This window comes from Mycobacterium malmoense, from assembly GCF_019645855.1.
Classification (GTDB): Bacteria; Actinomycetota; Actinomycetes; order Mycobacteriales; family Mycobacteriaceae; genus Mycobacterium; species Mycobacterium malmoense.
Genome location: NZ_CP080999.1, coordinates 5,000,755 through 5,025,067, shown reverse-complemented (window position 1 = coordinate 5,025,067; position 24,313 = coordinate 5,000,755). Strand labels below are relative to the sequence as shown.

General features: G+C 67.9%; 24 protein-coding genes. 15 read left to right on the top strand and 9 right to left on the bottom strand.

What is annotated here, in order from left to right:
* Positions 1-8 precede the first annotated feature (8 nt).
* The gene (ponA2, locus tag K3U93_RS23235) at positions 9-2,435 is read right to left on the bottom strand and encodes a transglycosylase/D,D-transpeptidase PonA2 (protein WP_083010145.1); all 2,427 of its coding nucleotides are present in this window, start codon (positions 2,433-2,435) and stop codon (positions 9-11) included.
* Between the two features lie 359 nt (positions 2,436-2,794).
* Here ponA2 and K3U93_RS23230 point away from each other — a divergent pair, with 359 nt between their 5' ends.
* Positions 2,795-3,145: a WhiB family transcriptional regulator gene (locus K3U93_RS23230; protein ID WP_071513007.1), complete on the top strand. Its 351-nt coding sequence runs from the start codon at positions 2,795-2,797 to the stop codon at positions 3,143-3,145.
* Positions 3,146-3,455: 310 nt separating this feature from the next.
* Here the strand turns inward: K3U93_RS23230 and bagB are convergent, their stop codons facing one another.
* Complete coding sequence (gene bagB / locus K3U93_RS23225; RefSeq protein WP_083010146.1) at positions 3,456-4,613, bottom strand: ATPase BagB; 1,158 nt, start codon at positions 4,611-4,613, stop codon at positions 3,456-3,458.
* Positions 4,610-5,632: an ATPase BagA gene (gene bagA, locus K3U93_RS23220; RefSeq protein WP_071513009.1), complete on the bottom strand. Its 1,023-nt coding sequence runs from the start codon at positions 5,630-5,632 to the stop codon at positions 4,610-4,612. The genes bagB and bagA overlap by 4 nt, the downstream gene beginning before the upstream one ends.
* Positions 5,633-5,704: 72 nt before the next feature.
* Between bagA and sp36 the strand changes: the two genes are divergently transcribed.
* From sp36 to K3U93_RS23205, 3 genes are read left to right on the top strand one after another with little or no spacing between them, the layout of a single operon-like run.
* On the top strand, positions 5,705-5,866 hold the full coding sequence (gene sp36 / locus K3U93_RS23215; protein WP_003873302.1) for a Sp36 family protein: 162 nt from the start codon (positions 5,705-5,707) through the stop codon (positions 5,864-5,866).
* Positions 5,867-6,331, top strand: a complete 465-nt coding sequence (locus K3U93_RS23210) for a RidA family protein (protein WP_071513010.1) — start codon at positions 5,867-5,869, stop codon at positions 6,329-6,331. It begins immediately after the preceding gene.
* On the top strand, positions 6,328-7,119 hold the full coding sequence (locus K3U93_RS23205) for an MBL fold metallo-hydrolase (RefSeq protein ID WP_083010147.1): 792 nt from the start codon (positions 6,328-6,330) through the stop codon (positions 7,117-7,119). Before K3U93_RS23210 ends, K3U93_RS23205 begins: the two co-directional genes overlap by 4 nt.
* A gap of 98 nt (positions 7,120-7,217) precedes the next feature.
* On the opposite strand, the gene crp is transcribed toward K3U93_RS23205, so the two are convergent.
* Both crp and K3U93_RS23195 read right to left on the bottom strand, forming a co-directional pair.
* Entirely contained in the window at positions 7,218-7,892 is a 675-nt protein-coding gene (crp, locus tag K3U93_RS23200) for a cAMP-activated global transcriptional regulator CRP (RefSeq protein WP_071513012.1), read from the bottom strand.
* Positions 7,893-7,989: 97 nt separating this feature from the next.
* Entirely contained in the window at positions 7,990-8,394 is a 405-nt protein-coding gene (locus K3U93_RS23195; protein ID WP_083010148.1) for a hypothetical protein, read from the bottom strand.
* A 161-nt stretch (positions 8,395-8,555) separates the two neighbouring features.
* Between K3U93_RS23195 and nth the strand changes: the two genes are divergently transcribed.
* Genes nth through marP form a run of 4 tightly spaced genes read left to right on the top strand, consistent with a single transcriptional unit; the run spans position 8,556 to position 11,940 of the window.
* Complete coding sequence (gene nth / locus K3U93_RS23190; RefSeq protein ID WP_420915432.1) at positions 8,556-9,236, top strand: endonuclease III; 681 nt, start codon at positions 8,556-8,558, stop codon at positions 9,234-9,236.
* Between the two features lie 18 nt (positions 9,237-9,254).
* Positions 9,255-9,911: a TlpA family protein disulfide reductase gene (locus K3U93_RS23185; RefSeq protein ID WP_083010150.1), complete on the top strand. Its 657-nt coding sequence runs from the start codon at positions 9,255-9,257 to the stop codon at positions 9,909-9,911.
* A 17-nt stretch (positions 9,912-9,928) separates the two neighbouring features.
* Entirely contained in the window at positions 9,929-10,741 is an 813-nt protein-coding gene (locus K3U93_RS23180) for an NUDIX hydrolase (protein WP_083010227.1), read from the top strand.
* Positions 10,742-10,746: 5 nt separating this feature from the next.
* On the top strand, positions 10,747-11,940 hold the full coding sequence (marP, locus tag K3U93_RS23175) for an acid resistance serine protease MarP (protein ID WP_139796877.1): 1,194 nt from the start codon (positions 10,747-10,749) through the stop codon (positions 11,938-11,940).
* Here the strand turns inward: marP and K3U93_RS23170 are convergent.
* Together K3U93_RS23170 and K3U93_RS23165 are read right to left on the bottom strand one after the other, a co-directional pair.
* On the bottom strand, positions 11,933-12,922 hold the full coding sequence (locus K3U93_RS23170) for an alpha/beta fold hydrolase (protein ID WP_083010151.1): 990 nt from the start codon (positions 12,920-12,922) through the stop codon (positions 11,933-11,935). The genes marP and K3U93_RS23170 overlap by 8 nt on opposite strands.
* On the bottom strand, positions 12,923-13,465 hold the full coding sequence (locus K3U93_RS23165; RefSeq protein WP_083010152.1) for a phage holin family protein: 543 nt from the start codon (positions 13,463-13,465) through the stop codon (positions 12,923-12,925).
* Between the two features lie 282 nt (positions 13,466-13,747).
* On the opposite strand from K3U93_RS23165, the gene K3U93_RS23160 reads away from it, so the two are divergent.
* Positions 13,748-14,446, top strand: a complete 699-nt coding sequence (locus K3U93_RS23160; RefSeq protein WP_139796857.1) for a chymotrypsin family serine protease — start codon at positions 13,748-13,750, stop codon at positions 14,444-14,446.
* A 1-nt stretch (position 14,447) separates the two neighbouring features.
* Here the strand turns inward: K3U93_RS23160 and acs are convergent, their stop codons facing one another.
* A complete protein-coding gene (gene acs, locus K3U93_RS23155; RefSeq protein ID WP_083010154.1) occupies positions 14,448-16,427 on the bottom strand; it encodes an acetate--CoA ligase in 1,980 nt (659 codons plus the stop codon).
* Between the two features lie 134 nt (positions 16,428-16,561).
* Here acs and K3U93_RS23150 point away from each other — a divergent pair, with 134 nt between their 5' ends.
* From K3U93_RS23150 to K3U93_RS23125, 6 genes are read left to right on the top strand one after another with little or no spacing between them, the layout of a single operon-like run.
* Entirely contained in the window at positions 16,562-17,107 is a 546-nt protein-coding gene (locus tag K3U93_RS23150) for a DUF4232 domain-containing protein (RefSeq protein WP_071513021.1), read from the top strand.
* 47 nt (positions 17,108-17,154) lie between these two features.
* The gene (locus tag K3U93_RS23145; RefSeq protein WP_083010155.1) at positions 17,155-18,783 is read left to right on the top strand and encodes a peptide ABC transporter substrate-binding protein; all 1,629 of its coding nucleotides are present in this window, start codon (positions 17,155-17,157) and stop codon (positions 18,781-18,783) included.
* A gap of 1 nt (position 18,784) precedes the next feature.
* A complete protein-coding gene (locus K3U93_RS23140; RefSeq protein WP_083010156.1) occupies positions 18,785-19,711 on the top strand; it encodes an ABC transporter permease in 927 nt (308 codons plus the stop codon).
* Positions 19,704-20,579: an ABC transporter permease gene (locus K3U93_RS23135; RefSeq protein ID WP_071513024.1), complete on the top strand. Its 876-nt coding sequence runs from the start codon at positions 19,704-19,706 to the stop codon at positions 20,577-20,579. Before K3U93_RS23140 ends, K3U93_RS23135 begins: the two co-directional genes overlap by 8 nt.
* Positions 20,576-22,207 carry a dipeptide ABC transporter ATP-binding protein gene (locus tag K3U93_RS23130; protein WP_083010228.1) on the top strand — a complete coding sequence of 544 codons (1,632 nt, stop codon included), beginning with the start codon at positions 20,576-20,578 and terminating at the stop codon, positions 22,205-22,207. Before K3U93_RS23135 ends, K3U93_RS23130 begins: the two co-directional genes overlap by 4 nt.
* An 11-nt stretch (positions 22,208-22,218) precedes the next feature.
* A complete protein-coding gene (locus K3U93_RS23125) occupies positions 22,219-22,977 on the top strand; it encodes an oxidoreductase (RefSeq protein ID WP_071513025.1) in 759 nt (252 codons plus the stop codon).
* A 465-nt stretch (positions 22,978-23,442) separates the two neighbouring features.
* Here K3U93_RS23125 and K3U93_RS23120 read toward each other — a convergent pair whose 3' ends face one another.
* Positions 23,443-24,300, bottom strand: coding sequence for an HAD-IB family hydrolase (locus K3U93_RS23120; RefSeq protein WP_083010157.1), 858 nt, complete (start codon positions 24,298-24,300; stop codon positions 23,443-23,445).
* Between the last annotated feature and the right edge of the window lie 13 nt (positions 24,301-24,313).

Sequence of the window (24,313 nt, the reverse complement as noted above, 5' to 3'; positions counted from 1 at the left end):
CCCGCGCTCTACGGGGGCGGCTGTCCGGGCGGCGGCGGGGGCGCCAGCAGCGGAATCGTAATCGGTGGCAGACCCGGAATCTCCACGACCTGCGATCCGATCGGCGGTGGGACGCCTTCCGGTGGCGGAGGCGGAGCCGGCGGGATGCCGTTACTGACTTGGATCGTGATGATCGACCCCGGAATCGTCTGGCCGCTGGGTGTCGTTCCGACCACCTCACCCGACTTTGCGCTGCTGTTGACGGAGTTGGTTTGGTCGGCGACCTGGAAGCCCGCGTCCTTCAGGCGTTGACGCGCCGCGTCGACATCCAATCCGGTGACGGCGGGCACCCGTGAGGCGGGCGACCCGTCGACGTAACGGGGGTCGGTGGGCGGCAACTTCACCTCACCGAAGTTGTTGGCGATGGGTTTCATCGCGGTGAACCAGGTGCGTGCCGGCTCGTTGCCGCCGTACAGGTCACCCTCGCCGCAATGGCGCAGCGGGGCGGAGCACAAATCCGTCGGCGTCGGTGAGTCGTCGTAGATGTAGTTCGCCGCCGCGTAGTGGCTGGTGAAGCCCACAAAACCGGAGGATCGGTGCGCCTCGGTGGTGCCGGTCTTGCCGGACATCGGCAGGTCCCAGCCGGCCGCGGAGGCCGAACCCGCCGCCGTGCCACCGCCCAAGGCGTCCTTGCTCATGGCGTTGGCCAGCGTGTTCGCCAAACCCTCGGGCACCACCTGATCGCAGGTCTCGGTGGTCACCGCGACCTCATTGCCGTGCCGGTCGAACAGCTTGTCGATCGGGTTCGGCGGGCACCACACGCCGCCCGAGGCCAAGGTGGCCGCCACGTTCGACAGCTCTAGCGCGTTCACCTCGATCGGGCCGAGGGTGAACGAGCCGATGTTTTGCCGTTTGACGAAGTCGGCCAGGCTCTCGTTGCTGTCCGGGTTGTAGTCGCGGGCGGTGCCGGGGTTGGCGTAGGACCGCAGGCCGAGCTTGATCGCCATGTCCACCGTGCGCGTCACCCCGACCTGCTGGATCAGCTTGGCGAACGCGGTGTTGGGCGAGGTGGCCAGCGCGTCCGTCACATTCATCGAACCCCGGTAATTACCGGCGTTGATCACGCACCAGGTGTCCTTGGGGCAGCCCTTGGCCCCACCGCTGCCCATGCCCTTGGCCTGGAATCGGCCCGGCACCTCGAGCGTGGCGTTGATGCCCATGCCCATGTCCAGCGCGGCGGCCGTCGTGAAGATTTTGAAGACCGATCCCGCACCGTCGCCGACCAGGGAGAACGGCTGCGGTCGCATGGTTTCGCCGGCATCGACGTCGAGCCCGTATTTGCGGTTGCTGGCCATCGCCATCACCTTGTGGGAATCTCTGCCCGGCGCGATCACGCTCATCACGCTCGAGATGCCCCCCAGGGTCGGGCTGGCGAACTTGTCGATGGCCGCCTTGACCGGGACCTGCACGTCCGGGTCCAGCGTGGTGCGGATCAGATAGCCGCCCCTGGCCACCTGTTCCTTGCTGATCCCGGCGCGCGACAGGTACTCCTGGACGTAGTCGCAGAAGAAGGCGCGGTCGCCTGCCGCGATGCAGCCCCGAGGCAGCTCGTTGGGCTGGGGCAATATCCCCAGCGGTGCGGCCTTGGCGGCGCGCAGGGCGTCGGCCTCTTGCGGCAGGTTCTCGATCATGGTGTCCAGCACCAAGTTCCGGCGGGCCAGGGCGCCGTCCGGATTTGTGTACGGGTTGAGCGTGCTGGTCGATTGCACTATGCCCGCCAGGAGCGCCGCCTGCTGCCAATTCAGCTCGGACGAGTTGATGCCGAAGTAGGTCTGCGCGGCGTCCTGCACGCCGAACGAGTTGTTGCCGAAAGAGACGAGGTTGAGGTAGCGGGTCAGGATTTCGGGTTTGGTGAAGGTCTTGTCGAGCGTGAGCGCCATCCGGATCTCACGCAGCTTGCGCGCCGGCGTGGTTTCGACGGCCGCGCGTTTTTCCGCGTCGGTTCGGGCGGTCACCAGCAGCTGGTAGTTCTTTACGTACTGCTGTTCGATGGTCGAACCACCCCGGGTATCGACGTCACCCCTCGCGTAGCCGGCCAGCCCGGTCAGGGTGCCCTTCCAGTCCACCCCGTTGTGGTCGGCGAACCGCTTGTCCTCGATCGAAACGATCGCCAGCTTCATGGTGTTGGCGATCTTGTCGGTGGGCACCTCGAACCGGCGCTGCGAGTACAGCCAGGCGATGACGTTGCCTTTCTTGTCGACCATCGTCGACACGGCCGGCACCTCACCCTGGAGAAGCTGGGCCGAGCCGTTGGCGACGACTTCAGAGGCCCGATTGGACATCAGGCCCAGTCCACCGGCCAGTGGGAACATCAGTGCCGTGGCGACGACACTCGCCAATAAACAGCAGCCCGCAAGCTTGAGAAGCGTGACGGCGGCCGGGGGGCGGTCGGGCATGGTACTAGGGTAGCGGCCCTCAGTCACCCGGCCACGCCACGAGTTGGCCGGAACTCGGCCATGCTGTGGCCAGTGGACTTACCAGCGACTTTGGGAAAAAATTTGCGTCGACGTCACTGATGGACCACCGGGCTGAGGTGCGCGACACGGCGGCCGGATTTATGCTTCGGGACGAGACTGCACGCGCGTCCCAAAAAAACCGTTATCAGACTGTTGCGCAATTGCCACTTGACCACCTAACTTAGACACACGGTGAGATTCAGCTAACACCGATCTGCATAGTGTGGCGTAGATCGCAGCAGGGGTCTGCACCCGAGGAGGGCGGTCGCAACTCGCGGCCGGGAGGAAGGGAACAGCTCGTGTCAGGAACACGGCCGGCCGCGGATGAACCAAATATTGCGGCTGAACAAGGGGTACTGCGCAGTGTCGACGCCGAGGATCGGATCGCCTGGGTCTCTAAAGCGTTGTGTCGAACCACTGACCCCGATGAACTGTTTGTTCGGGGCGCCGCCCAACGTAAGGCGGCTGTGATCTGCCGTCATTGCCCGGTAATGCAAGAGTGCGGGGCGGACGCGCTGGATAACAAGGTCGAGTTCGGGGTCTGGGGCGGCATGACCGAGCGTCAGCGCCGAGCCCTGCTCAAGCAGCACCCCGAGGTCGTCTCGTGGGCGGACTTCTTCGAAAAGCGCAGAAACCGGAGTGTCGGCTGAGCCGGCCGCACGGTCTAGCACGGCGGCCCTGGTACTTCAAAGGGTCCTGAAAACCCGTGTTTTCATGATTACGTTCATGTTACAGCCGAGGCTGCTGGTCTTATTAGACCGTGTCTAATAGACAATTGCCCCGTGTCGAATACGAACTGGCTTGTGCCTAATAGGGATTCGTCAGCAACCATTCGTGCGCACCACGTAGGACTAGCCGGCGTCAAATAGTATCAGGCAGGGGCTGGTCGATTGGTTGGCTTCTCAGCGTTCCGCTGCGCGGGCCGCTTCGTCGCCGGCGCGGGTCGGATTGGTCGGCTTCTCAGCGTTCCGCTGCGCGGGCCGCTTCGTCGCCGACCGAAGTGATCTGGTCGGCGAGCGCGCGCAGCGCGTCCAGGTCCGAAACGTCGAACGGCAGTGACGGAACCCCGATCACCGGCACGTGCGGATGGGCCCCGGTGAACCGGGAAAGCAACCTGATTTCCCGCTTGGCGGTTTGCCCCCGATCGGCATGAATCCTCAGCACGGCCGCGGCCAGTGACGCGGCCTCCGAATCCGTTTCGGCCTCCAGCGTTTCGCTTCCGTCGATCGCCCTCTCGACCGGTAGGGCACACAACGTCGGGTGAGTGCGGTTCAAGACCAGCCCCGCCAGCGGCATACTCTCCTGCGACAGCCGGTCGACAAAGAAGGCCGCCTCGCGCAGCGCGTCGGGTTCGGCCGCCGACACCACGACAAATTGTGTGCCGCGCCTTTTCAGCAGCGCGTAGGTGCGATCGGCCTTTTCGCGGAAACCGCCGAATGTGGCGTCCAGGGACTGCACGAATGCTGCTGCGTCGCCAAGCATTTGGGAACCGAGCACGGTGGACATCGCCTTCATCGCCAAACCCATTGCGCCGGTTACCAACCGCCCAATGCCCCGGCCGGGCGCAAGCAGCAGGCGCCACAATCGGCTATCCATAAAGCTGCCCAGTCGTTTTGGCGCGTCCAAGAAGTCCAGCGCGTTGCGCGACGGAGGAGTGTCCACCACCACCAGGTCCCAGCGGTCCTGATTCAGCAGTTGGCCGAGCTTCTCCATCGCCATGTACTCTTGCGTGCCGGCAAGCGAAGTGGCGACGGTCTGGTAGAACTGATTGTCCAGAATCGACTGTGCCCGTCCGGGTCCGGAGTATTGGACGACCATTTCATCAAAGGTGCGGCGCATGTCGAGCATCATCGCGTGCAGCTCGCCGGAGACCTCGGGCGCCAGCGGCACCCGCTGAGGCGTGTTGCCGAGGTCGTTGACTCCCAGCGCTTGCGCCAACCGCTTGGCCGGGTCAATCGTCAAAACACATACGGTGCGGCCATATTCGGCTGCCCGCAGCGCCATCGCGGCCGCGGTCGTGGTCTTGCCCACCCCACCGGCGCCGCAGCACACCACCACTCGGTTCGTGGTGTCGGCCAGAATTGCCGCCATATCGAGGGTTTTCGGTGCGGTGCTCATCGAACTCCTTGCTGCGCAAGAGATTCCGAAAGCTCATACAGGCTGCCGAGGTCGACGCCGTCGGAGATCGCCGGCAATTCTAGCCTCGGCACCTTCAACGCGTCGAGCTGTTGTGCGATCTCGGCGCGCCCGGCGATCACCGTCGCGTGCTGGATGGTTTCGGTCAGCAGGCCGGCGAAGTCGGTGTCGCTGAGCGTGATCCCGGCCATCTTCAGCCCGGCCCGCACCGAGTCCGAGTCGACATCTCCCTCGGCGGCCTTTGCCAGGTCACGCGGCTCCAAATAAGACGGGATATTGCGGTTCACGATCACGCTGCCGATCGGCAGCTCCATCTCCGCAAGCTCCTCGATGGCTTCCAGCGTTTCCTGCAACGGCAACGCCTCCAGCAGAGTAACCAGGTGGATGGCGGTTTGGTCGGAGTGCAGCAGCTTCACCACACCCTCGGCTTGCGAGTGCACCGGGCCGCCCTTGGCCAGGTCGGACACCGCCTTGGTGACGTCCAGGAAATGCGCGATCCGGCCCGTCGGCGGTGCATCCACGACAACCGCGTCATAGACCGGGGTCTTGGCCCCCTTGTTCAGCCGCACGACCGACTCCTTGATCTTGCCGGTGAGCAGCACGTCGCGCAGGCCGGGCGCGATCGTCGTCGCGAACTCGATCGCACCGATGCGGCGCATCGCCCGGCCCGCGATGCCGAGGTTGTAGAACATGTCGAGGTATTCCAGGAACGCGGCCTCGATGTCGATCGCCAAGGCGTTGACCTGGCCGCCGCGTTCGGCGGTGGCGATCTTGAGCTCCTGATACGGCAGCGGCGGGACGTCGAAGAGTTGCGCAATCCCTTGGCGGCCCTCGACTTCGACGAGCAGGACCTTGCGGCCCCCCGCGGCCAACGTCAGCGCCAGCGCGGCCGCCACCGTCGATTTACCCGTGCCGCCCTTGCCGGTCACGAAATGCAAGCGGGCCTTGGACAAGCGCGCCGGCCAGCCGACGGAACTGCCGCCGCTAGGTGTGGTTGCCACCTTCGCATGCTAGCCCGGGCGCCCGTGGCCACCGGGCCAGAGCCGTTCGAAATCGACCGATAAGCTCGCGTCATGAGCCAACCGACCGCATGGGAGTACGCCACCGTCCCGCTGCTGACGCACGCCACCAAGCAGATCCTCGACCAGTGGGGTGCCGACGGCTGGGAGCTGGTGTCGGTGCTGCCCGGGCCCACCGGCGAGCAGCACGTTGCGTACCTCAAGCGCCCCAAGTAGATGAGCGCTTCCGCCCGGCTCGGCCAACTTGGCGTCGCGCTTCCCGACGTGGCCGCGCCGCTGGCCTCCTACGTGCCGGCGGTGCGGACCGGAAACCTCGTCTACACCGCGGGCCAGCTGCCGATGGAGTCCGGAAAGCTGGCGCGGACCGGCAAGGTCGGTGCCGAGGTCAGCCCCGAAGAGGGCAGGGCGCTGGCGCGGACCTGCGCCCTCAACGCGCTGGCGGCGGTGAACTCGCTGGTGGGCATCGACGCGGTGACCCGTGTGGTCAAGGTCGTCGGGTTCGTCGCGTCCGCGCCGGGTTTCAACGGCCAGCCAAGCGTGGTCAACGGGGCGTCCGACCTGCTCGCCGAGGTGTTCGGCGACAAGGGCGCGCATGCGCGTTCGGCCGTCGGGGTCTCCGAGCTGCCGCTGGATGCGCCGGTGGAAGTCGAGTTGATCGTCGAGGTGGGCCAACGGCCGTGACCGAGGCTGCCGAGTCGCTGGCCCATCCCGCATACCGCCGGTTGCGGCCGGTCACCGATACGGCCTCGGTCCTGTTGGCCGACAACCCCGGCCTGCTGACGCTGGACGGCACCAACACCTGGGTGCTCCGTGGCCCGCGCAGCGACGAGGTCGTGATCGTGGATCCCGGGCCGGACGACAACGAACACATCGCCCTGGTCGCCGCCGTCGGCCGCATCGCGCTGGTGTTGATCAGCCACCGGCACGGCGACCACACCGACGGCATCGACAAGCTGGTCGAGCTGACCGGGGCGACGGTCCGCTCGGCCGGTAGCGGGTTTTTGCGCGGCCTCGGCGGGGAGCTGGTCGACGGGGAGGTGATCGATGCGGCCGGCCTGAAGATCAAGGTGATGGCGACCCCCGGCCACACCGCGGACTCGTTGTCATTCGTTCTCGACGACGCCGTGCTGACCGCGGACACCGTGTTGGGCCGGGGCACCACCGTCATCGACACCGAAGACGGCGGCATCGCCGACTACCTGGAATCACTGCGGCGGCTGCGCGGCCTGGGGCGGCGCACGGTGTTGCCCGGGCACGGGCCTGAATTGCCTGACCTGGAAGCCGTCGCGTCGGGTTACTTAGTGCACCGGCACGAGCGTTTAGAGCAGGTGCGCGCCGCGCTGCGCGATCTTGGCGAGGACGCCACCGCCCGCCGGATCGTCGAACACGTCTATGTCGACGTCGACGAGAAGCTTTGGGACGCGGCCGAATGGTCGGTTCAGGCCCAGCTGGACTACCTGCGCCGCTGATCCGCGTCGAGTCTGCGCTGAGCGCGTCGAAACTGTACACAGAGTGCGCCGGCGGGCCATCGGGTAGCGCTGGGCGCAGTCTCGATGACCGGCCGCAGCTAGCGCGCTCGGCGGGCCAGCCTCTCGGAGTCCGAGATCAGCACGCTCTTGCCCTCCAGACGGATCCAGCCGCGATGGGCGAAGTCGGCCAATGCCTTATTCACCGTCTCCCGGGAGGCGCCGACCAGCTGCGCGATCTCCTCTTGCGTCAGGTCGTGGGTGACCCTCATCGCGCCGCCCTCCTGAGTGCCGAAACGCTGGGCGAGCTGCAGCAGCTGCTTGGCCACCCGGCCGGGCACGTCGGTGAAAATCAGGTCGGCGAGGTTGTTGTTGGTCCGCCGCAGCCGCCGGGCCAGCACGCGCAGCAGCTGCTCGGCGATTTCGGGACGATCGGCGATCCACGCCCGCAGCGCGTCGCGGTCCATCGACACCGCCCGCACCTCGGTAATCGTGGTCGCGCTGGAGGTCCGTGGACCCGGGTCGAAGATCGACAGTTCGCCGAACATGTCCGACGGGCCCATGATGGTCAGCAGGTTCTCCCGACCATCCGGCGAGCGGCGGCCGATCTTGACCTTTCCCGAGACGATGATGTACAGCCGATCGCCCGGCTCCCCCTCGGCGAAAACCATATGCCCACGGGGGAAGTCGACGGGTTGTAGTTGCTTGGTCAGTGCGGCGACTGCGCCAGGCTCAACCCCTTGGAAGATTCCTGCCCTTGCCAGGATCTCGTCCACGTTGCCTCTTCAGCTTTCCAACGATGTGATGTGGGCAGGCCAACCGCTTGCCCGTCTGACGAGTCTAAAGGTAGGCCAATGCGTCCAACGTGCCACGCTACACAGGATTGACGTGTCTAGTCCCACCATATTGCGGATTGACGCGCGGATGGGTGTGTATTCGCGTCGGTAATCCGGCCTCGTTGCGGTCACCGAAATCGGTGGCAAAGGTGGCCAGGACCGTCTCGGCGCGGTGCCTCCCGACGTGTGCGTCCAGCGGTGGCGAATCGGCCAGCCGCTGAGCCTGGCGTCGATGCAGGTATTCCAACGCCTCGGGCATGCCTTCGCGGGCCAGCATGTGCACGTCCACGGCCTCCGCGTGCTCGAGGAACTCGTCTACGTCGGTCGCGGTGACGGTGTCATGGGCGAGCTCCTTTTCGAGCCGCCCCAGACCGAGCGTCGCAAGCATCAGCAACCCGGGCACGCAGGCCACCAGCAACCATGACACAAGGAGAGTAAACATGCCTAAGGTCTCAGTGAGATCACGAAATCAGTACTCTGTCGTAGGTGACAGCGGCAAAGTCGTCCGGGCGCTCGAAGTCAACGCCGGCCTCGCCCGACGGCGTCCTGGCCCGGCGCTGGGCGCAGGAAACCCGGGTCGGCTTGGTGCGACGGGCACGCCGGATGAATCGCGTACTGGCGCAAGCGTTTCCGCACGCGCACTGCGAGTTGGATTTCAGGACGCCGCTGGAGCTGACGGTGGCCACCATTTTGTCGGCGCAAAGCACCGACAAACGGGTCAACCTGACGACACCGGCTTTGTTCGCGCGATACACCTCGGCACTGGATTATGCGCAAGCGGATCGCGCCGAGCTAGAAAACCTCATCCGTCCCACTGGCTTCTTCCGTAACAAGGCGGCCGCGCTCATCGGCCTGGGTCAGGCCCTGGTGGAACGGTTCGACGGCGAGGTGCCGTCGACCATGGCCGAGCTGGTCACGCTGCCCGGAGTGGGACGCAAGACCGCCAACGTCATCTTGGGCAACGCCTTCGGCGTCCCCGGCATCACCGTCGACACCCATTTCTCGCGGCTGGTGCACAGGTGGCGCTGGACCGCTGAAAAGGACCCGGTCAAGATCGAGCACGCGGTCGGCGAACTGATCGACCGCAGCGAGTGGACCATGTTGAGCCATCGAGTGATATTCCACGGCCGGCGGGTGTGCCACGCCCGCAAGCCGGCGTGCGGCGTCTGCCTGCTGGCCAAGGATTGCCCCTCCTTCGGCCTCGGTCCCACGGAACCACTGCTCGCGGCGCGCCTCGTGCAGGGCCCGGAAACCGAGCACCTGCTGGCCCTGGCCGGGCTGTAACACCGCGGGCAGGAGACGTTGAGCCGGAAAACGCGCTGGACCATCGCGATTTTGGCGGTGGTGGCGGCGCTGGCGGCGGCCCTGGCGACCCAGCTGCGCGACAATGCCGCCCGGACGCCGCTGACCCCGACGAGCGCGACGCCCCGGGCCGCGGCCGACCGGGAACACCGCGACGCCGACACCCCGGCCGCGCTGGCGGGTCCCCGCGAGCGGGCCGGCCTGCCGCCCTGTCCCGCGGCCGGCGGCGGTCCCGGCCCGGCGGCGCTGCGGGGTGTGCTGGTCGAATGCGCCGCCGACGGATCGGCCGTCGACGTCGGCCGCGCTCTGGCCGGACGCCGGGTGGTCCTCAACCTGTGGGCGTATTGGTGCGCGCCCTGCGCAGCCGAACTGCCCGCGATGGCCGAGTACCAACGACGGGTGGGGCCGGACGTGACGGTGGTGACGGTGCACCAGGACGAGAACGAGACGGCCGCGCTACTGCGGTTGGCGGAGTTGGGTGTTCGGCTGCCGACCCTGCAGGACGGCCGTCGCCGGGTCGCGGCGGCGCTGGGGGTGGTAAATGTGATGCCCGCGACCGTGGTGCTGCGGCCGGACGGTAGCGTTGCGCAGACGCTGCCGCGGCCTTTTGCCACCGCCGACGAGATCGCGGCCGCGATCGGAAACGACGCGGGATGACGCCGAGGGAGGTGCCGGTGAGCGTTGGGGATACTCCCCTGCCGCACGGGGACCTCACCCGCGGGTGGGAGACGGTTGCGCTCACGCCCGATGCCTCCCCCTCCTGGTTGCGCCCGCTGGTCGACAACGTCGAGCGGATCCCGGACGCGTTTCGGCGCCGGCTGCCGGCCGACCTGCTGGCGATGGTGACCGCCAAGGCTGCCTCATCGGTGGCGTCCCTGCGGGGCGACGGCCGCGAGGCCGCCGTTCTGGTGTTGTTTTCCGGCCCGGAATCCGGGCCGGCCGACGGTGTCCCCGACGATGCCGACCTGTTGGTCACCGTGCGGGCCTCGACGCTGCGCCACCACGCCGGCCAGGCGGCGTTCCCCGGCGGCGCCTCCGATCCCACCGACGAGGGTCCGGTGGCCACCGCCCTGCGAGAAGCGCACGAAGAAACCGGGATTGACGTCAGCCGGCTGCGTCCGCTGGCCACCATGGAGCGGACGTTCATCGCGCCGTCACAGTTCCACGTCGTTCCCGTGTTGGCCTACTCGCCGGACCCCGGGCCGGTGGCCGTGGTCAACGAGGCCGAGACGGCGATCGTGGCGCGAGTTCCGGTGCGCGCCTTCATCAATCCGGCCAACCGGCTGATGGTGTACCGCGGCAACCACGGCCGCCGTTGGGCCGGGCCGGCGTTTCTGTTGAACGAGATGCTGGTGTGGGGCTTCACTGGCCAGGTGATTTCCGCGATGCTCGACGTCGCCGGCTGGGCCGTGCCCTGGGACAGCACCGACGTGCGGGAGCTGGACGACGCGATGGTGCTGGTCGGCGAGCAGGGCGGGTCCCCATGAGTTCGATGACCCCGTCGCAGTGGCTGGATATCGCCGTGCTGGCGGTCGCCTTCATCGCGGCCGTCTCGGGCTGGCGTTCGGGCGCGTTGGGTTCCCTGCTGTCGTTCATCGGTGTGTTGCTCGGCGCGATCGCGGGCGTGCTGCTGGCACCCCACATCGTCAGCCACATCGCCGCGCCCCGCGCCAAACTGTTCACCGCGCTGTTTTTGATCCTCGCGTTGGTCGTCGTCGGTGAGGTCGCCGGCGTGGTGCTGGGACGGGCCGTTCGCGGGGCGATCCACAGCCGCGCCGTCCGCTCCATCGACTCGGTCATCGGGGTGGGGGTCCAGCTCGTCGTGGTGTTGACCGCGGCCTGGTTGTTGGCGACGCCGTTGACACAGTCCAAGGACCAGCCGGAGCTGGCCGCCGCGGTCCGGGGTTCGCGGGTGCTCGCCCAGGTCAACGACGTCGCACCGCCCTGGCTGAAGACGGTGCCCAAGCGGCTGTCGGCGCTGCTGAACACGTCCGGCCTGCCCGCGGTGCTGGAGCCGTTCAGCCGCACCCCGGTGATTCCGGTCGCATCACCCGACCCCGCCCTGGCCAACAACCCGGTGGTGACGGCGGCCGCGCCAAGCGTCGTCAAGGTGCGTAGCCTGGCGCCCAGCTGCCAAAAAGTGTTGGAGGGCACCGGATTCGTGGTGGCACCCGATCGGGTGATGACCAACGCGCACGTGGTGGCCGGGTCCAACAGCGTCCAGGTCTACGCCAGCGGCAACCCCCTTGACGCCACCGTGGTGTCCTACGACCCGTCCGTGGACATCGCCATTCTTGCCGTTCCCAACTTGCCGCCGCCGCCGTTGGCCTTCGCCCAAACCGAGGCGAAGACCGGCGCCAGCGTCGTGGTGCTGGGTTATCCCGGCGGCGGCAACTTCACCGCGACTCCGGCCAGGATTCGTGAGGCCATCAGGCTCAGCGGTCCCGACATCTACCGGGACCCGGCGCCGGTGACCCGCGACGTTTACACGATCAGAGCCAGTGTGGAGCAAGGGAATTCGGGTGGGCCGTTGATCGACCTCAGCGGCCACGTGCTCGGCGTGGTGTTCGGCGCGGCCGTCGACGACCCCGACACGGGCTTCGTGTTGACGGCCGACGAGGTGGCGAGTCAGCTTTCCAAGATCGGTGACACCCAACAGGTGGGCACCGGGGCCTGCGTCAGCTGACCCCGGTCCCGTGGACTTGCTCAAGGAACCTCGTTAGGTGCCTATTGATTTCCTCCGGCGCCTCCTCGTGGCTGAAATGCCCTGCGCCGGCAATGGATACGTAGCGTCCCTGTGGGGCGTAGCGCTGGGTGCGGTCGACCGGGTCGGCCAGCACGTAGGGATCGGCGTCGCCGCGCAGGTGCAGCAGCGGCACACCGAGCTGCCGGGACATCGATCGGATGAATCGGTGGCCTTCGCCGCGCAGCTGGCTGCGCACCGCCCAGCGCTGGTATTCCAGTGCGCAGTGCGCGGCCGCCGGGATCTGGATCGCCGTGCGCAGATGGCCGATGGTTTGGGAAAAGTCTTCGGAGGCAACCCATTTGGCGGAGCTGCGGCTGCGGACGAGGCGCTCGATCTCCGCCGCGTCGTCTCGGGTGAGCAGGCGCTCCGGCCAGAGCGGCATTTGGTATTGCAGCAGCGTCGGCAGTAGTGCGCAACCCTGGTCGCGGCGCGTCAGCGTGGATTGTCGCAACGCGGCCGGGTGTGGCGAGCTGATCAGCGCGATCGCGCAGACCAGCCGTGAATGCAGCAGGGCGGTGGCCCAGCAGGCGAGCCCGCCGTCGGCGTGGCCGACCAGCGTCGCCGACGAGTGCCCGAGCGCGCGAATGAGTCCGGCCGTGTCGCCGGCGAGTGTCCAGCCGTCGTAGCCGCGGGGTGGTTTGTCGCTGCCGCCATAGCCACGCAGGTCGACGGCGACCACGCGCGCCCCGGTCAGCCCGCGCAACTGATGACGCCAGGACCACCAGAACGATGCGAAACCATGCAGCAGGATCACCAGCGGCCGCGCCGTGGCCGGCTCCGAGGGTGGACCAGCCGCGTCCGCACCGGCCGGCCGGCCCGCGGGCAAAGCCTCGACGACGTGGAAGCGGATGCCGTTGGCGTGCACGTCCAGATGGCGCCATGGCCCGTCGATGCGGGTGACCGACGGATCTGGTGCCGGCATCTACCAGCCCGAGGGATCGGCGGGAGCGCCGCTTTCGGGCTTTTCGTGCCTGCCGCGCGGCTCGGTGAGCAGCTTGGCCCCGGCGGCGGCCTTGTCGTGGCCGGGGGTGAGCGCGGTGCGTGTCTCCCTGACGGATTCGATCGTCTGCCGCGGTCCCCGGATCCGGCGCACCTTACGGAAACCCAATAGCCCCAGCACCGCCCCGACCACCACCATGATCGCGAACACGATCAAAAACGCCACCCAGCGCCACAGCCAGGTGTGGAGTAGCTCGGCGAGGAAGAAGAAGAAAAAGAACGTGGAGTAGAACAGCACCACCAGCGCGGCGATGAAATAGACGCTGCCGGTGAGGCCCTTCTTGACGTCCCGGGTGATCTCGGCGCGGGCCAGCTCGACCTCGGCGCGCACCAGCGTGGACACCTGAGCCGTCGCGTCTTTGATCAGGTCACCGATCGACGGCTCGGCGGGCTTGGCGTGCGGGTCGGTCAACGGAATCGTGGTCAGGGTGCCGGGCACACCGTTCTTGCGATCAACTTTGCTCACAGGCGGTCCTCTCGGTTCGCTCGTCGCGGCTTATGTTGCCATGCGGTGCGGTGGCAGACGAGGCCAGCCGACGACCTCCGAGGATTCCGGCGGTCGGAGAGGTTCCGCGTGCGTCCGGACGGCGTCCAGACGGCGGAGGCGTGAGTGTGTCGATCTCCTTGAGCGGGAAGGGGATTAAGGAAGCGGTGTGGCCGGGGTGCCTACCTCCGCGAGCGGGACATACCGGCCGACTAGACTGTCGAGGCCGCTCGGGATGTCCAACCGTTTGATGGGGGTGTTGCTTTGCAGACGGCCCACCGTTGCTCTCTGGCGGCGATGGTAGCCGTGCTCGTGGCCCTGCCGGGTCTGCCCGCCAACACCGCCGCCGCCGACGACAGGGTCCCGATGGGCGGCGGCGCGGGCATCGTCATCAACGGGGACACGATGTGCACCCTGACGACCATCGGCAGCGATGCCGCCGGTGAGCTGATCGGTTTCACCTCCGCGCACTGCGGGGGCCCGGGCGCTCAGGTCGCCGCCGAGGCGCTCGGAGCCAGAGGCACGCTGGGAACGATGGTCGCGGGCAACGACAATCTCGACTACGCGGTGATCAAGTTCGATCCGGCCAAGGTGGCGCCGGTGGCCAACTACAACGGATTTCCGATCAACGGCATCGGCCCGGACCCGGCCTTCGGCCAGATCGCCTGCAAACAGGGCCGCACGACCGGCAATTCGTGCGGCGTCACCTGGGGGATGGGCCAGGATCCGGGCACCATCGTCATGCAGGTCTGTGGGCAGCCGGGCGACTCCGGGGCGCCGGTGACGGTCAACAACCTGCTGGTCGGGATGATTCACGGAGCCTTCAGCGACAGCCTGCCGACGTGCATCATCAAATACATCCCGCTGCACACCCCGGCGGTGGTGATGTCGTTCAACGCGATCCTGGCCGACATCAACGCCAAACACCGGACCGGCGCGGGGTTCGTGCCGGTACCGGCGTGAATCACCCGCCCGGCTTTCCGGCCTTGATCGCGTCGAACACGCCGGGATCCAGCAGGGTCGACGTGTCACCCAGGTCACGGTTCTCGGCGACGTCGCGCAACAGCCGGCGCATGATCTTGCCGCTGCGGGTCTTGGGCAGTTCGGGCACCACGTGGACCTCGCGCGGCCGGGCGATGGGTGAGATTTCGCGGGACACCTCCACGCGCAACTCGTCGACGATCCCTTGATGTCCCCCGTGCGCGTCGTAGTCGGCACACAAGACGACGAACGCGCAGATGGCCTGCCCGGTGGTTTCGTCGGTCATCCCGACCACGGCCGCCTCGGCCACCGCGACGTGGCCGACCAGCGCCGACTCCACCTCGGCCGTCGAGAGTCGATGCCCCGACACGTTCATCACGTCGTCGATGCGGCCCACCACCCAGATATCGCCGTCGGCGTCGTAATAGGCGCTGTCGCCGGCGAAGTACCAGCCCTGCTCGGCGAACCTGGACCAGTAGGTCTCGACGTACCGTTCCGGGTCGCCCCAGATGCCGCGCAGCATGGACGGCCACGGCTGGTCCAGGACCAGGTAGCCGCTGACGTGCTCGCCCCCTTTGCTGCCGGTGGGGAGTTGATTGCCGTGGTCGTCGACGATCTTGGCCGAGACGCCCGGCAACGGTGTCATCGCCGAACCCGGTTTGGCCGCAGCGACTCCCGGTAGCGGGGAGATCATCGCGGCACCGGTTTCGGTCTGCCACCAGGTGTCCACGATCGGGGCGCGGTCCGCGCCGATCACCTTGCGGTACCAGCGCCACGCTTCGGGGTTGATCGGTTCGCCCACCGATCCCAGCAGCCGCAGGCTGGACAGGTCGTGCGCGTCGGGGATCTCGCGTCCCCATTTCATGAACGTCCGGATGAGCGTGGGCGCGGTGTAATAGATTGTCACGCCGTATTTTTCGATGATCTCGAAATGCCGGTGCTGGGTGGGCGTGTCGGGCGTGCCTTCGTAGAGAACCTCGGTGGCGCCGTTGGACAGCGGACCGTAGACGCCGTAGGTGTGTCCGGTGACCCAGCCGATGTCGGCGGTGCACCAGAACACGTCTTTCTCGGGCTTGATGTCGAAGATGTAGTGGTGCGTGTAGGAGGCCTGGGTCAGGTAGCCGCCGCTGGTGTGCACGATGCCCTTGGGCTTGCCGGTGGTGCCCGAGGTGTAGAGCAGGAACAACGGCTGCTCGGCGGCGAACGGCTCCGGGATGTGTTCGGCGGACGCGGAGTCGACGACCTCGTGCCACCACAGGTCGCGGTCGTCGTTCCAGGACACGTCAATCCCGGTGCGCCGCACCACCACAACGTGCTCGACGGGGCTATCGGAATCCGAGACGGCCTCGTCGGCGGCGTCCTTCAGCGGCGCCGGCTTGCCGCGGCGGAACTGCCCGTCGCTGGTGATCAGCAGCTTGGCCTGGGCATCGGCGATCCGGGCTTGCAATGCCTTCGCGGTGAAGCCGGCGAACACGACGCTGTGCATGATGCCCAGCCGCGCGCAGGCGAGCATCGCGATCACGGCCTCGGGGATCAACGGCAGGTAGATGGCGACCCGGTCGCCGGCGACCAGGCCGAGGCCGGTCAGCGCGTTGGCCGCCTTGCACACTTCGGTCTGCAGATCGGAATAGGTCAGGCTGCGGCTGTCGCCCGGCTCGCCCTCCCAGTGAATGGCGACCCGATCCCCATGGCCGGCCTCCACCTGGCGGTCCACGCAGTTGTAGGCGACGTTGAGCTTGCCGTCGGCGAACCACGTGGCGAACGGCACCCGCGACCAGTCCAGGACCTCGGTGAACGGCGTCGCCCAGGACAGCCGATTGGCCTGCTTGGCCCAAAAACCCAGCCGGTCCGCCTCGGCGTCGCGGTACAGCTCCTCGCCGGCGTTGGCATGCTCGGCGAATCGTGGCGGCGGCGGATACGAAGCCGGATAGGAAGCCGGGCCTTCGGCGTGCGTGGCGGTCACTGGCGTCTCTCCTGTGTCGAGGCTCGTCAACCGTCAGTGAGCCTAACCGGCAAAGGGAAAAGCCGCTCTTCAAACCGGGGTCGCGCTCGTCAAACGGGGGGCCAAAAGCGCCCGCATAGCGGATAATCACCGGTGTGCCGGGACCGCATGGGCGGCGCGCGCGCCGACTAGTCCCCAGCCTTGCCGCGGCCGCAACGAGTTACGCGGCCGCCACCGCGCTGGGGCCACCCGCATGGGCCGCACCGGCCGATACCACCGACCAGCCGACGCCATGCTGGTCGGACCAGATCGCCGTGGCCGCCTCCCCGGCCCAGGGCGCCGTGGGCCACCGCGCGCTGAACCTGATCTTCACCCTCGCCGGGGGTGCGGACCCGTGCACGCTGACCGGTTTTCCGGGCGTCGACTCGGGCGCCGGCGGGCCGCTCGTTCACGCCCAGCCCACGCTGCGCGGATACATGGGCGGACTGCCGGCCGGCGTCGACGTGCCGCCCACCGTCACGCTGTCGCTATCGACGCAGGGGCAGGCGGTCGTGGAGGGCATGGCCATCGACGACAGCGGCAAGCTGTGCCCCACCTACACCGAACTGCTCGTCAACCCTCCCGACACCACCGACGTGGTCACCGTGCCGGCCACCATCGACGCCTGCCTGCTCGAGGTCCACCCCGTGACCGTGGGCTGACGAAGCCCGGCAAGGCCGGCGCGGCCGCAGGCCCTAGGGTCGCTGTCATGTGTCGGATGCGGGCCGCGCTGGCCGTCCTCGCGGCCGGAATGCTGGTGGCCGCGTCGCTGGCCGGTTGTGGCGGCGGCGTCTTGAGCCCCGACCTGGTGCTGGTCAACGGCGGCGAACCGCCCTACCCGCTGATCCCGACCAGCACCAACGACAGCAACGGCGGCCGGATCATCGATCGGCTCTTCGCCGGCCTCATGTCCTACGACGCCGCCGGAAACCCTTCGAAGGAGGTCGCCCAGTCGATCGACACCACCGACAACGTCAACTACCGCATCACGCTCAAGCCGGGTTGGAAGTTCACCGACGGCTCGCCGGTGACGGCGCACTCGTTCGTCGACGCGTGGAACTATGGGGCCTTGAGCACCAATGCCCAACTGCAGCAAAGCTTTTTCGGCCCGATCGACGGGTTCGACGAGGTTTCCGGCGTGACAAGCGACGGAAAGCCGGGGGCGACCACCATGTCCGGGCTGCGGGTGGTCAACGATCTCGAGTTCACCGTGCGGCTCAAGGCGCCGACAATCGACTTCGTCTTGCGACTGGGCCACAGCGCTTTCTATCCGCTCCCGGACGCCGCGTTTCGCGACATGGCGGCGTTCGGCCGCAACCCCGTCGGCAACGGGCCGTACAAGCTCGCCGACAGCCCGGACGGGCCGGCCTGGGAACACAACGTCAAGATCGATCTGCGGCCCAATCCGGACTACCGGGGCAACCGCAAGCCCCGCAACAGAGGCCTGAGGTTCGAGTTCTACGCCAACCTGGACACCGCCTACGCCGACCTGCTGTCGGGCAATCTCGATGTGCTGGACACGATTCCGCCGAGTGCGCTGCCGGTCTACAAGCGCGACTTGGGCGATAACGTCACCAGCGGCCCCGTGGCGGTCGAACACAGCCTCGATACGCCGCTGCGGCTGCCGCACTTCGGCGGCGAGGAAGGCCGGCTGCGCCGGCTCGCGCTGTCGGCCGCGGTCAACCGCCCGCAAATCTGTAAGCAGATCTTCATGGGCACCCGCACCCCGTCGCGGGATTTCACCGCCCGGTCGTTGCCGGGCTTCGATCCCGACCTGCCGGGCAACGACGTGCTGAACTTCGATCCCGGTCGCGCGCGGCAACTTTGGGCGCAGGCCAACGCGATCTCCGCGTGGAGCGGCCGGTACACCATCGCCTACAACGCCGACGCCGGAAACCAGGAATGGGTGGACGCGGTGGCCAACAGCATCAAGAACGTTCTGGGCATCGACGCGGTCGGCGCGCCGCAGCCCACCTTCGCCGGATTTCGCACCCAGATCACCAACCACACCATCTCGACCGCGTTTCGCGCCGCCTGGCAGGGGGACTACCCGTCCATGATCGAGTTCCTCGCCCCGCTGTTCGCCACCGGGGCGGGTTCCAACGACGTCGGCTACTCCGATCGCGAGTTCGACGCGGCGCTGGTGGCCGCCGAGGCCGCGCCCACCCTGCCGCAGTCCGACGCCCTGGTCAACGCCGCACAGCGAATCCTGTTCCGCGACATGCCCGTTGTTCCGCTCTGGGACAACGTCGGCGTGGTGGGGTGGTCCACACAGGTCGAAAACGTGCATGTCACCTGGAACGGCCTGCCCGACTACGAGAACATTGTGAAGGTCTGACATGGGCTGGTACATCGTGCGCCGAATCGCCATTATGGTGCCGGTTTTCCTCGGCGCCACGCTGCTGATCTACGGGATGGTGTTCCTGTTACCCGGTGATCCGGTGGCGGCGATGGCGGGGGACCGTCCGCTGACGCCCGCGGTGGCCGCGGCGCTGCGTGCCCGTTACCACCTCGACGATCCCTTCCTGCTGCAGTACCTGCGCTATCTGGGTGGCGTCCTGCACGGCGATCTGGGCCGCTCCTATTCCGGGCTGCCGGTCAGTGCGGTTCTGGCGCACGCGTTTCCGGTGACGCTGCGGCTGGCGCTGATCGCGGTCGCGGTGGAAGCGGTGCTGGGGATCGGATTCGGCGTGGTCGCCGGCCTGCGTGAGGGCGGAATCTTTGATTCCACGGTGCTGCTCGCCGGCCTTGTCATCATCGCGATCCCGATATTCGTCCTGGGCTTCCTGGCGCAGTTCGTGTTCGGCGTCCGGATGGGAATCGCGCCCGTCACGGTGGGCGACCGGGCGACCTTTTCGCGGCTGCTGCTGCCCGGGATCGTCTTGGGCTCGGTGTCATTCGCGTATGTGGTGCGCCTGACCCGATCAGCGGTGGCCGCGAACGCGCACGCCGACTATGTGCGCACCGCGACGGCCAAGGGACTGTCGCGACCGCGAGTGGTGACGGTGCACATCCTGCGCAACTCGCTGATCCCGGTGGTGACCTTCCTGGGCGCCGACCTGGGGTCGCTGATGGGTGGAGCCATCGTGACCGAGGGCATTTTCAACATCCACGGCGTCGGCGGCGTGTTGTTCCAGGCCGTCACCAGGCAGGAGGCGCCGACGGTGGTGTCCGTCGTGACGGTGCTGGTGCTGATCTATCTGGTGGCCAACCTGGTCGTGGACTTGTTCTACGCCGCCCTTGACCCCCGGATCCGTTATGGCTGAGCACATTCCGGGTCGCCACGGCTTTTGGCGGGACGCCTGGCGCGAACTGCGCCGGCGCCCGAAGTTCGTCGTCGCCGCCGCGCTGATTCTGTTCATTGTCGTGGTCGCGGTGTTCCCGGCGTGGTTCACCGGAATCGATCCCGGCTATGCCGATCCCAGCCAGAGCCTGCTTCCGCCGTCGGCCGCGCACTGGTTCGGCACCGATCTGCAGGGCCACGACATCTACGCGCGCACCGTCTATGGCGCCCGCGCCTCGGTCAGCGTGGGGCTGGGGGCCACCCTGCTCGCGTTCGTCGTCGGCGGGGCGCTGGGCGCGCTGGCCGGCTTCTACGGGGGCTGGGTCGACGCGCTGGTCTCACGGGTCACCGACGTGTTCTTCGGGTTGCCCCTGCTGCTGGCGGCCATCGTGCTGATGGGTGTCCTGCACCACCGCAGGGTGTGGACGGTGATCGTCATCCTGGCCCTGTTCGGCTGGCCACAGGTTGCCAGGGTCGCTCGCGGCGCGGTGCTCGAGGTGCGCGGCAGCGATTACGTGCTTGCGGCGAAGGCGTTGGGGCTGAGTGACTTCCAGATCCTGCTTCGGCATGCGCTGCCCAACGCGTTGGGCCCGGTGTTCGCGGTGGCCACGCTGGCCTTCGGCGTGTTCATCGTGACCGAGGCCTCCCTGTCGTACCTCGGCGTGGGGCTGCCGGCGTCGGTGGTGTCCTGGGGTGGCGACATCAGCCTGGCGCAGAGCCGGCTGCGGTCGGGCTCGCCGATACTGTTCTATCCGGCCGGCGCGCTGGCGATTACGGTGCTGGCCTTCATGATGATGGGTGACGCTTTGCGGGACGCCCTGGATCCGGCCTCGCGGGCGTGGCGCGCATGAACCGCACCGGCGAGGCACCGCTGCTGTCGGTCGAGGGGCTGGAGGTCAGGTTCGGCGATCACGCCCCGGCGGTTCGGGGCGTGGATCTGGTCGTGCGGCGTGGTCAGACCGTCGCGGTGGTGGGCGAATCGGGGTCGGGGAAGTCGACCACCGCCGCCGCGATTCTCGGGCTACTTCCGCCCGGAGGCCGAATCACGGCCGGCCGCATCGTTTTCGACGGGCGCGACATCACCGGTGCCGACCGTCGGCTGCTGCGGTCGGTCAGGGGCCGCTTGATCGGCTATGTGCCCCAAGATCCGATGACCAACCTCAACCCGGTCTGGAAGGTCGGCTTCCAGGTCCGGGAAGCGTTGCGGGCCAACACCGATGGCCGCGAGGCGCGGCGGCGTGCGGTGCGGCTGCTCGCCGAGGCGGGCATGCCGGATCCGGTGGAACACGCCGGCCGGTACCCGCATCAGCTGTCCGGCGGCATGTGTCAACGCGCGCTGATCGCCATCGGTCTGGCGGGCCGCCCGAAGCTGCTCATCGCCGACGAGCCGACGTCCGCGCTGGACGTCACGGTGCAGCGGCAGGTGCTCGACTATCTGCAGCGGCTCACCGACGAACTGGGCACCGCGCTGCTGTTGATCACCCACGACCTGGCGTTGGCCGCCGAACGCGCGGAGTCCGTGGTCGTCGTCCACCGCGGCGTGGTGGTGGAATCCGGTGCGGCGCAGTCGATCCTGCGGGAGCCGCAACACGAATACACGCGGCGGTTGGTGGCCGCCGTCCCGTCGCTGGCGGTCGGCAGCTCAGCCCCAGCCCGGCAGCGCACCCCGCACGAACGCGTCGAGGAGATTCTCGTCGCCTCGGAGCTGACCAAGATCTACCGGCGATCGCGCGGGGCGCCGTGGCGACGCACGGACTTCTGCGCCGTCGACGCCGTGTCGTTTCGGCTGCGCAGGGCCGCCACCCTGGCCATCGCCGGAGAGTCGGGCTCGGGGAAATCGACCCTGGCGCGGATGGCGCTCGGTCTGCTGCAACCGACGTCGGGCACCGTGGTTTTCGACGGCGCCGAAATCGGTGACGCATTGAACCGGGACCGGGTCTTGGCCTTTCGCCGGCGGATACAACCGGTGTTCCAAAACCCTTACAGCAGTCTGGATCCCATGTACTCGGTGTTTCGTGCCATCGAGGAACCGTTGCGAATCCACCGGGTCGGTGACCGCAGGCAGCGCGAGCGGGCGGTGCGCGAGCTCGTCGACCAGGTGGCGCTGCCGTCGTCGGTGTTGGGCCGGCTGCCCCGGGAGCTGTCGGGTGGCCAGCGGCAACGGGTCGCCATCGCCCGGGCGCTGGCGCTGCGGCCCGAGGTGCTGGTGTGCGACGAGGCGGTCTCGGCGCTCGACGTCCTGGTGCAGGCGCAGATATTGGACCTGCTGGCCGAACTGCAGGCCGAGCTGGGCCTGGCCTACCTGTTCATCAGCCATGACCTGGCGGTGATCCGGCAGATCGCCGACGACGTGCTGGTGATGCGCGCCGGCCGGGTGGTGGAGCAGGCGCCCACCAAGGAACTGTTCACCCGGCCCCGCCACGAGTACACCCGTCAGTTGTTGGAGGCCATTCCGGGCGCCCCGTTCCCTCCGGGATAGGTTGGCAACCTGTGACGGCTGACCCGCTGGCCCCGTTGATGGAGCTGCCCGGCGTTGCCGAGGCCAGCGACCGGGCCCGCGACGCGCTGGGGCGGGCCCACCGCCACCGGGCCAACCTGCGGGGCTGGCCGGTGACCGCCGCCGAAGCCGCGCTGCGGGCGGCGCGCGCCTCCTCGGTGCTCGACGGCGGCCCGGTCCGGCTGGACGATCCGGCGGAGGCCGGCCCGTTCAGTGATCCGGTGTTCGGCGGGGCGCTGCGGGTGGCCCAGGCGCTGGAGGGCGGCGGTGGACCCCTGGTCGGTGTCTGGCGGCGGGCACCCCTGCAGGCGCTGGCCCGTCTGCACATGCTGGCGGCGGCCGACCAGGTCGATGACGAGCGGCTGGGCCGCCCGCGCGCCGATGCCGAGGTTGGGCCGCGGCTGGAGCTGCTGGCGGGGTTGGTGACCGGCGGCACCCGCGCGCCGGCACCGGTGGTGGCCGCCGTCGCGCACGGAGAACTGTTGACGCTCAAGCCGTTTGGCAGTGCGGACGGCGTGGTGGCCCGCGCGGTGTCGCGGTTGGTGACGATCACCAGCGGATTGGATCCACACGGATTGGGTGTGCCCGAGGTGATTTGGATGCGCCAGCCGGAGGACTATCGCAATGCCGCGCGCGGATTCGCCGACGGCACGCCGGCCGGGCTGGGCGCCTGGCTGGTGCTGTGCTGCCGGGCAATGCAAGCCGGCGCGCGGGAGGCGTTGTCGATCGCCGACTCGCTGTCGGGTCGTTAGCCAAATCGGTAGCCAACGGACCTCGAAATGGCGTCGGAGAATGTGTCCGGCAAATGCAGAGCGGGCGGCGTTCCGAATATTCGGTCCGCCGCCCGCTAGCACGGAACTCGGTTACCAAGCGTGCATCTTTGGGTTGCGTGGGTTGGCCTCGGCGATCTTGCGGCGCTTCCGGCTGCGACCCCACCCAAGGAGCCGCCAACACCTTCTGCTTTTCGCAATTACGCAGGCCCGCAACACTTCTGCCATTATCGCGGCTATGACTCCGCGTGGGTGCCGGGTGCCGTGCTGGGCGCCCGGATCGGGAGATCGAACCTTCTCTTCCGGACCGATCTAGGCCTCACCGGGCTTCCGTGGTTCCTTTGTACTACTTGGTCCTTAGCACAGCAAGGCCCAATTCTGTGAATGTTGCGAAGCGGCACCGGATTGCGCGCTCAACGCGTTTGCTGACGGCGGGGCTCGGCCGGGCTAGAACGCGAAGCGGCGCAACAGCGAGTAGGTGACTGCGCCGGCGGCGAGCGCGGTGACGCCCACCGCGGCGGTGGTCGCGATCGCGGCACCCGACGGCGCCGGAATCCGGTCGCGCAGCAACACCGGCCGGGAGAACACCAACACCGGCCAGCCGCGCTCGGCGGCTTCCCTGCGCAAGCCGCGGTCCGGATTGACCACACTGGGGTGGCCGACGGCGTCGAGCATCGGCAGGTCGGTGATCGAGTCGGAGTAGGCGTAGCAGTGTTCCAGCGGGTAGCCCTCGCGGGCGGCCAACTCGCGGATCGCGTGCACCTTGCCCTCGCCGTAGCAATAGAACGCGACATCCCCGGTGTACTTGCCGTCCTCGACGACCATTCGGGTCGCCATCGCGTGGGTGGCGCCCAGCGCCCGGGCGATCGGCGCGACGATCTCTTCCCCGGACGCCGAGACCACCACGACGTCGCGGCCGCACAGCTTGTGGGCGGCGATGAGGTCCGCGGCTTCGGCGAACACCAGCGGTGTCACGATGTCGTGCAGCGTTTCGTTGACGATCGACTTGACCTGTTCGACGTCCCAGCCGGTGCACATGTTGGTCATGTGGGTGCGCATCCGGTCCATCTGGTCATGATCGGCGCCGGAGAGCAGATAGATGAACTGGGCGTAGCTGGACTTCAGCACGGCGCGGCGGTTGAGCAGTCCCTGATTGAAGAACGGTTTGCTGAACGCCAGCGTGCTGGACTTGGCGATGATCGTCTTGTCCAGGTCGAAGAAGGCGGCGGTGCGGGCGCGGGAAGCGGTGGTTGCAGCGGTCGCCGGTGAGGTTTGCTGCTGCGCGGCCGAGTCGAAGACGGTCACCGCCCCAGCATAG

Bases quoted from the DNA above. Each gene is read 5' to 3' on its own strand.
- K3U93_RS23170 (WP_083010151.1), bottom strand. From the start codon at position 12,922: ATGCCGGCACCAGATCCGTCGGTCACCCGCATCGACGGGCCATGGCGC.
- K3U93_RS23195 (WP_083010148.1), bottom strand. From the start codon at position 8,394: ATGTTTACTCTCCTTGTGTCATGGTTGCTGGTGGCCTGCGTGCCCGGG.
- nth (WP_420915432.1), top strand. From the start codon at position 8,556: ATGAATCGCGTACTGGCGCAAGCGTTTCCGCACGCGCACTGCGAGTTG.
- ponA2 (WP_083010145.1), bottom strand. From the start codon at position 2,435: ATGCCCGACCGCCCCCCGGCCGCCGTCACGCTTCTCAAGCTTGCGGGC.
- K3U93_RS23140 (WP_083010156.1), top strand. From the start codon at position 18,785: ATGGGCTGGTACATCGTGCGCCGAATCGCCATTATGGTGCCGGTTTTC.
- sp36 (WP_003873302.1), top strand. From the start codon at position 5,705: ATGAGCCAACCGACCGCATGGGAGTACGCCACCGTCCCGCTGCTGACG.
- K3U93_RS23135 (WP_071513024.1), top strand. From the start codon at position 19,704: ATGGCTGAGCACATTCCGGGTCGCCACGGCTTTTGGCGGGACGCCTGG.
- K3U93_RS23210 (WP_071513010.1), top strand. From the start codon at position 5,867: ATGAGCGCTTCCGCCCGGCTCGGCCAACTTGGCGTCGCGCTTCCCGAC.
- bagB (WP_083010146.1), bottom strand. From the start codon at position 4,613: ATGAGCACCGCACCGAAAACCCTCGATATGGCGGCAATTCTGGCCGAC.
- K3U93_RS23130 (WP_083010228.1), top strand. From the start codon at position 20,576: ATGAACCGCACCGGCGAGGCACCGCTGCTGTCGGTCGAGGGGCTGGAG.
- K3U93_RS23145 (WP_083010155.1), top strand. From the start codon at position 17,155: ATGTGTCGGATGCGGGCCGCGCTGGCCGTCCTCGCGGCCGGAATGCTG.
- marP (WP_139796877.1), top strand. From the start codon at position 10,747: ATGACCCCGTCGCAGTGGCTGGATATCGCCGTGCTGGCGGTCGCCTTC.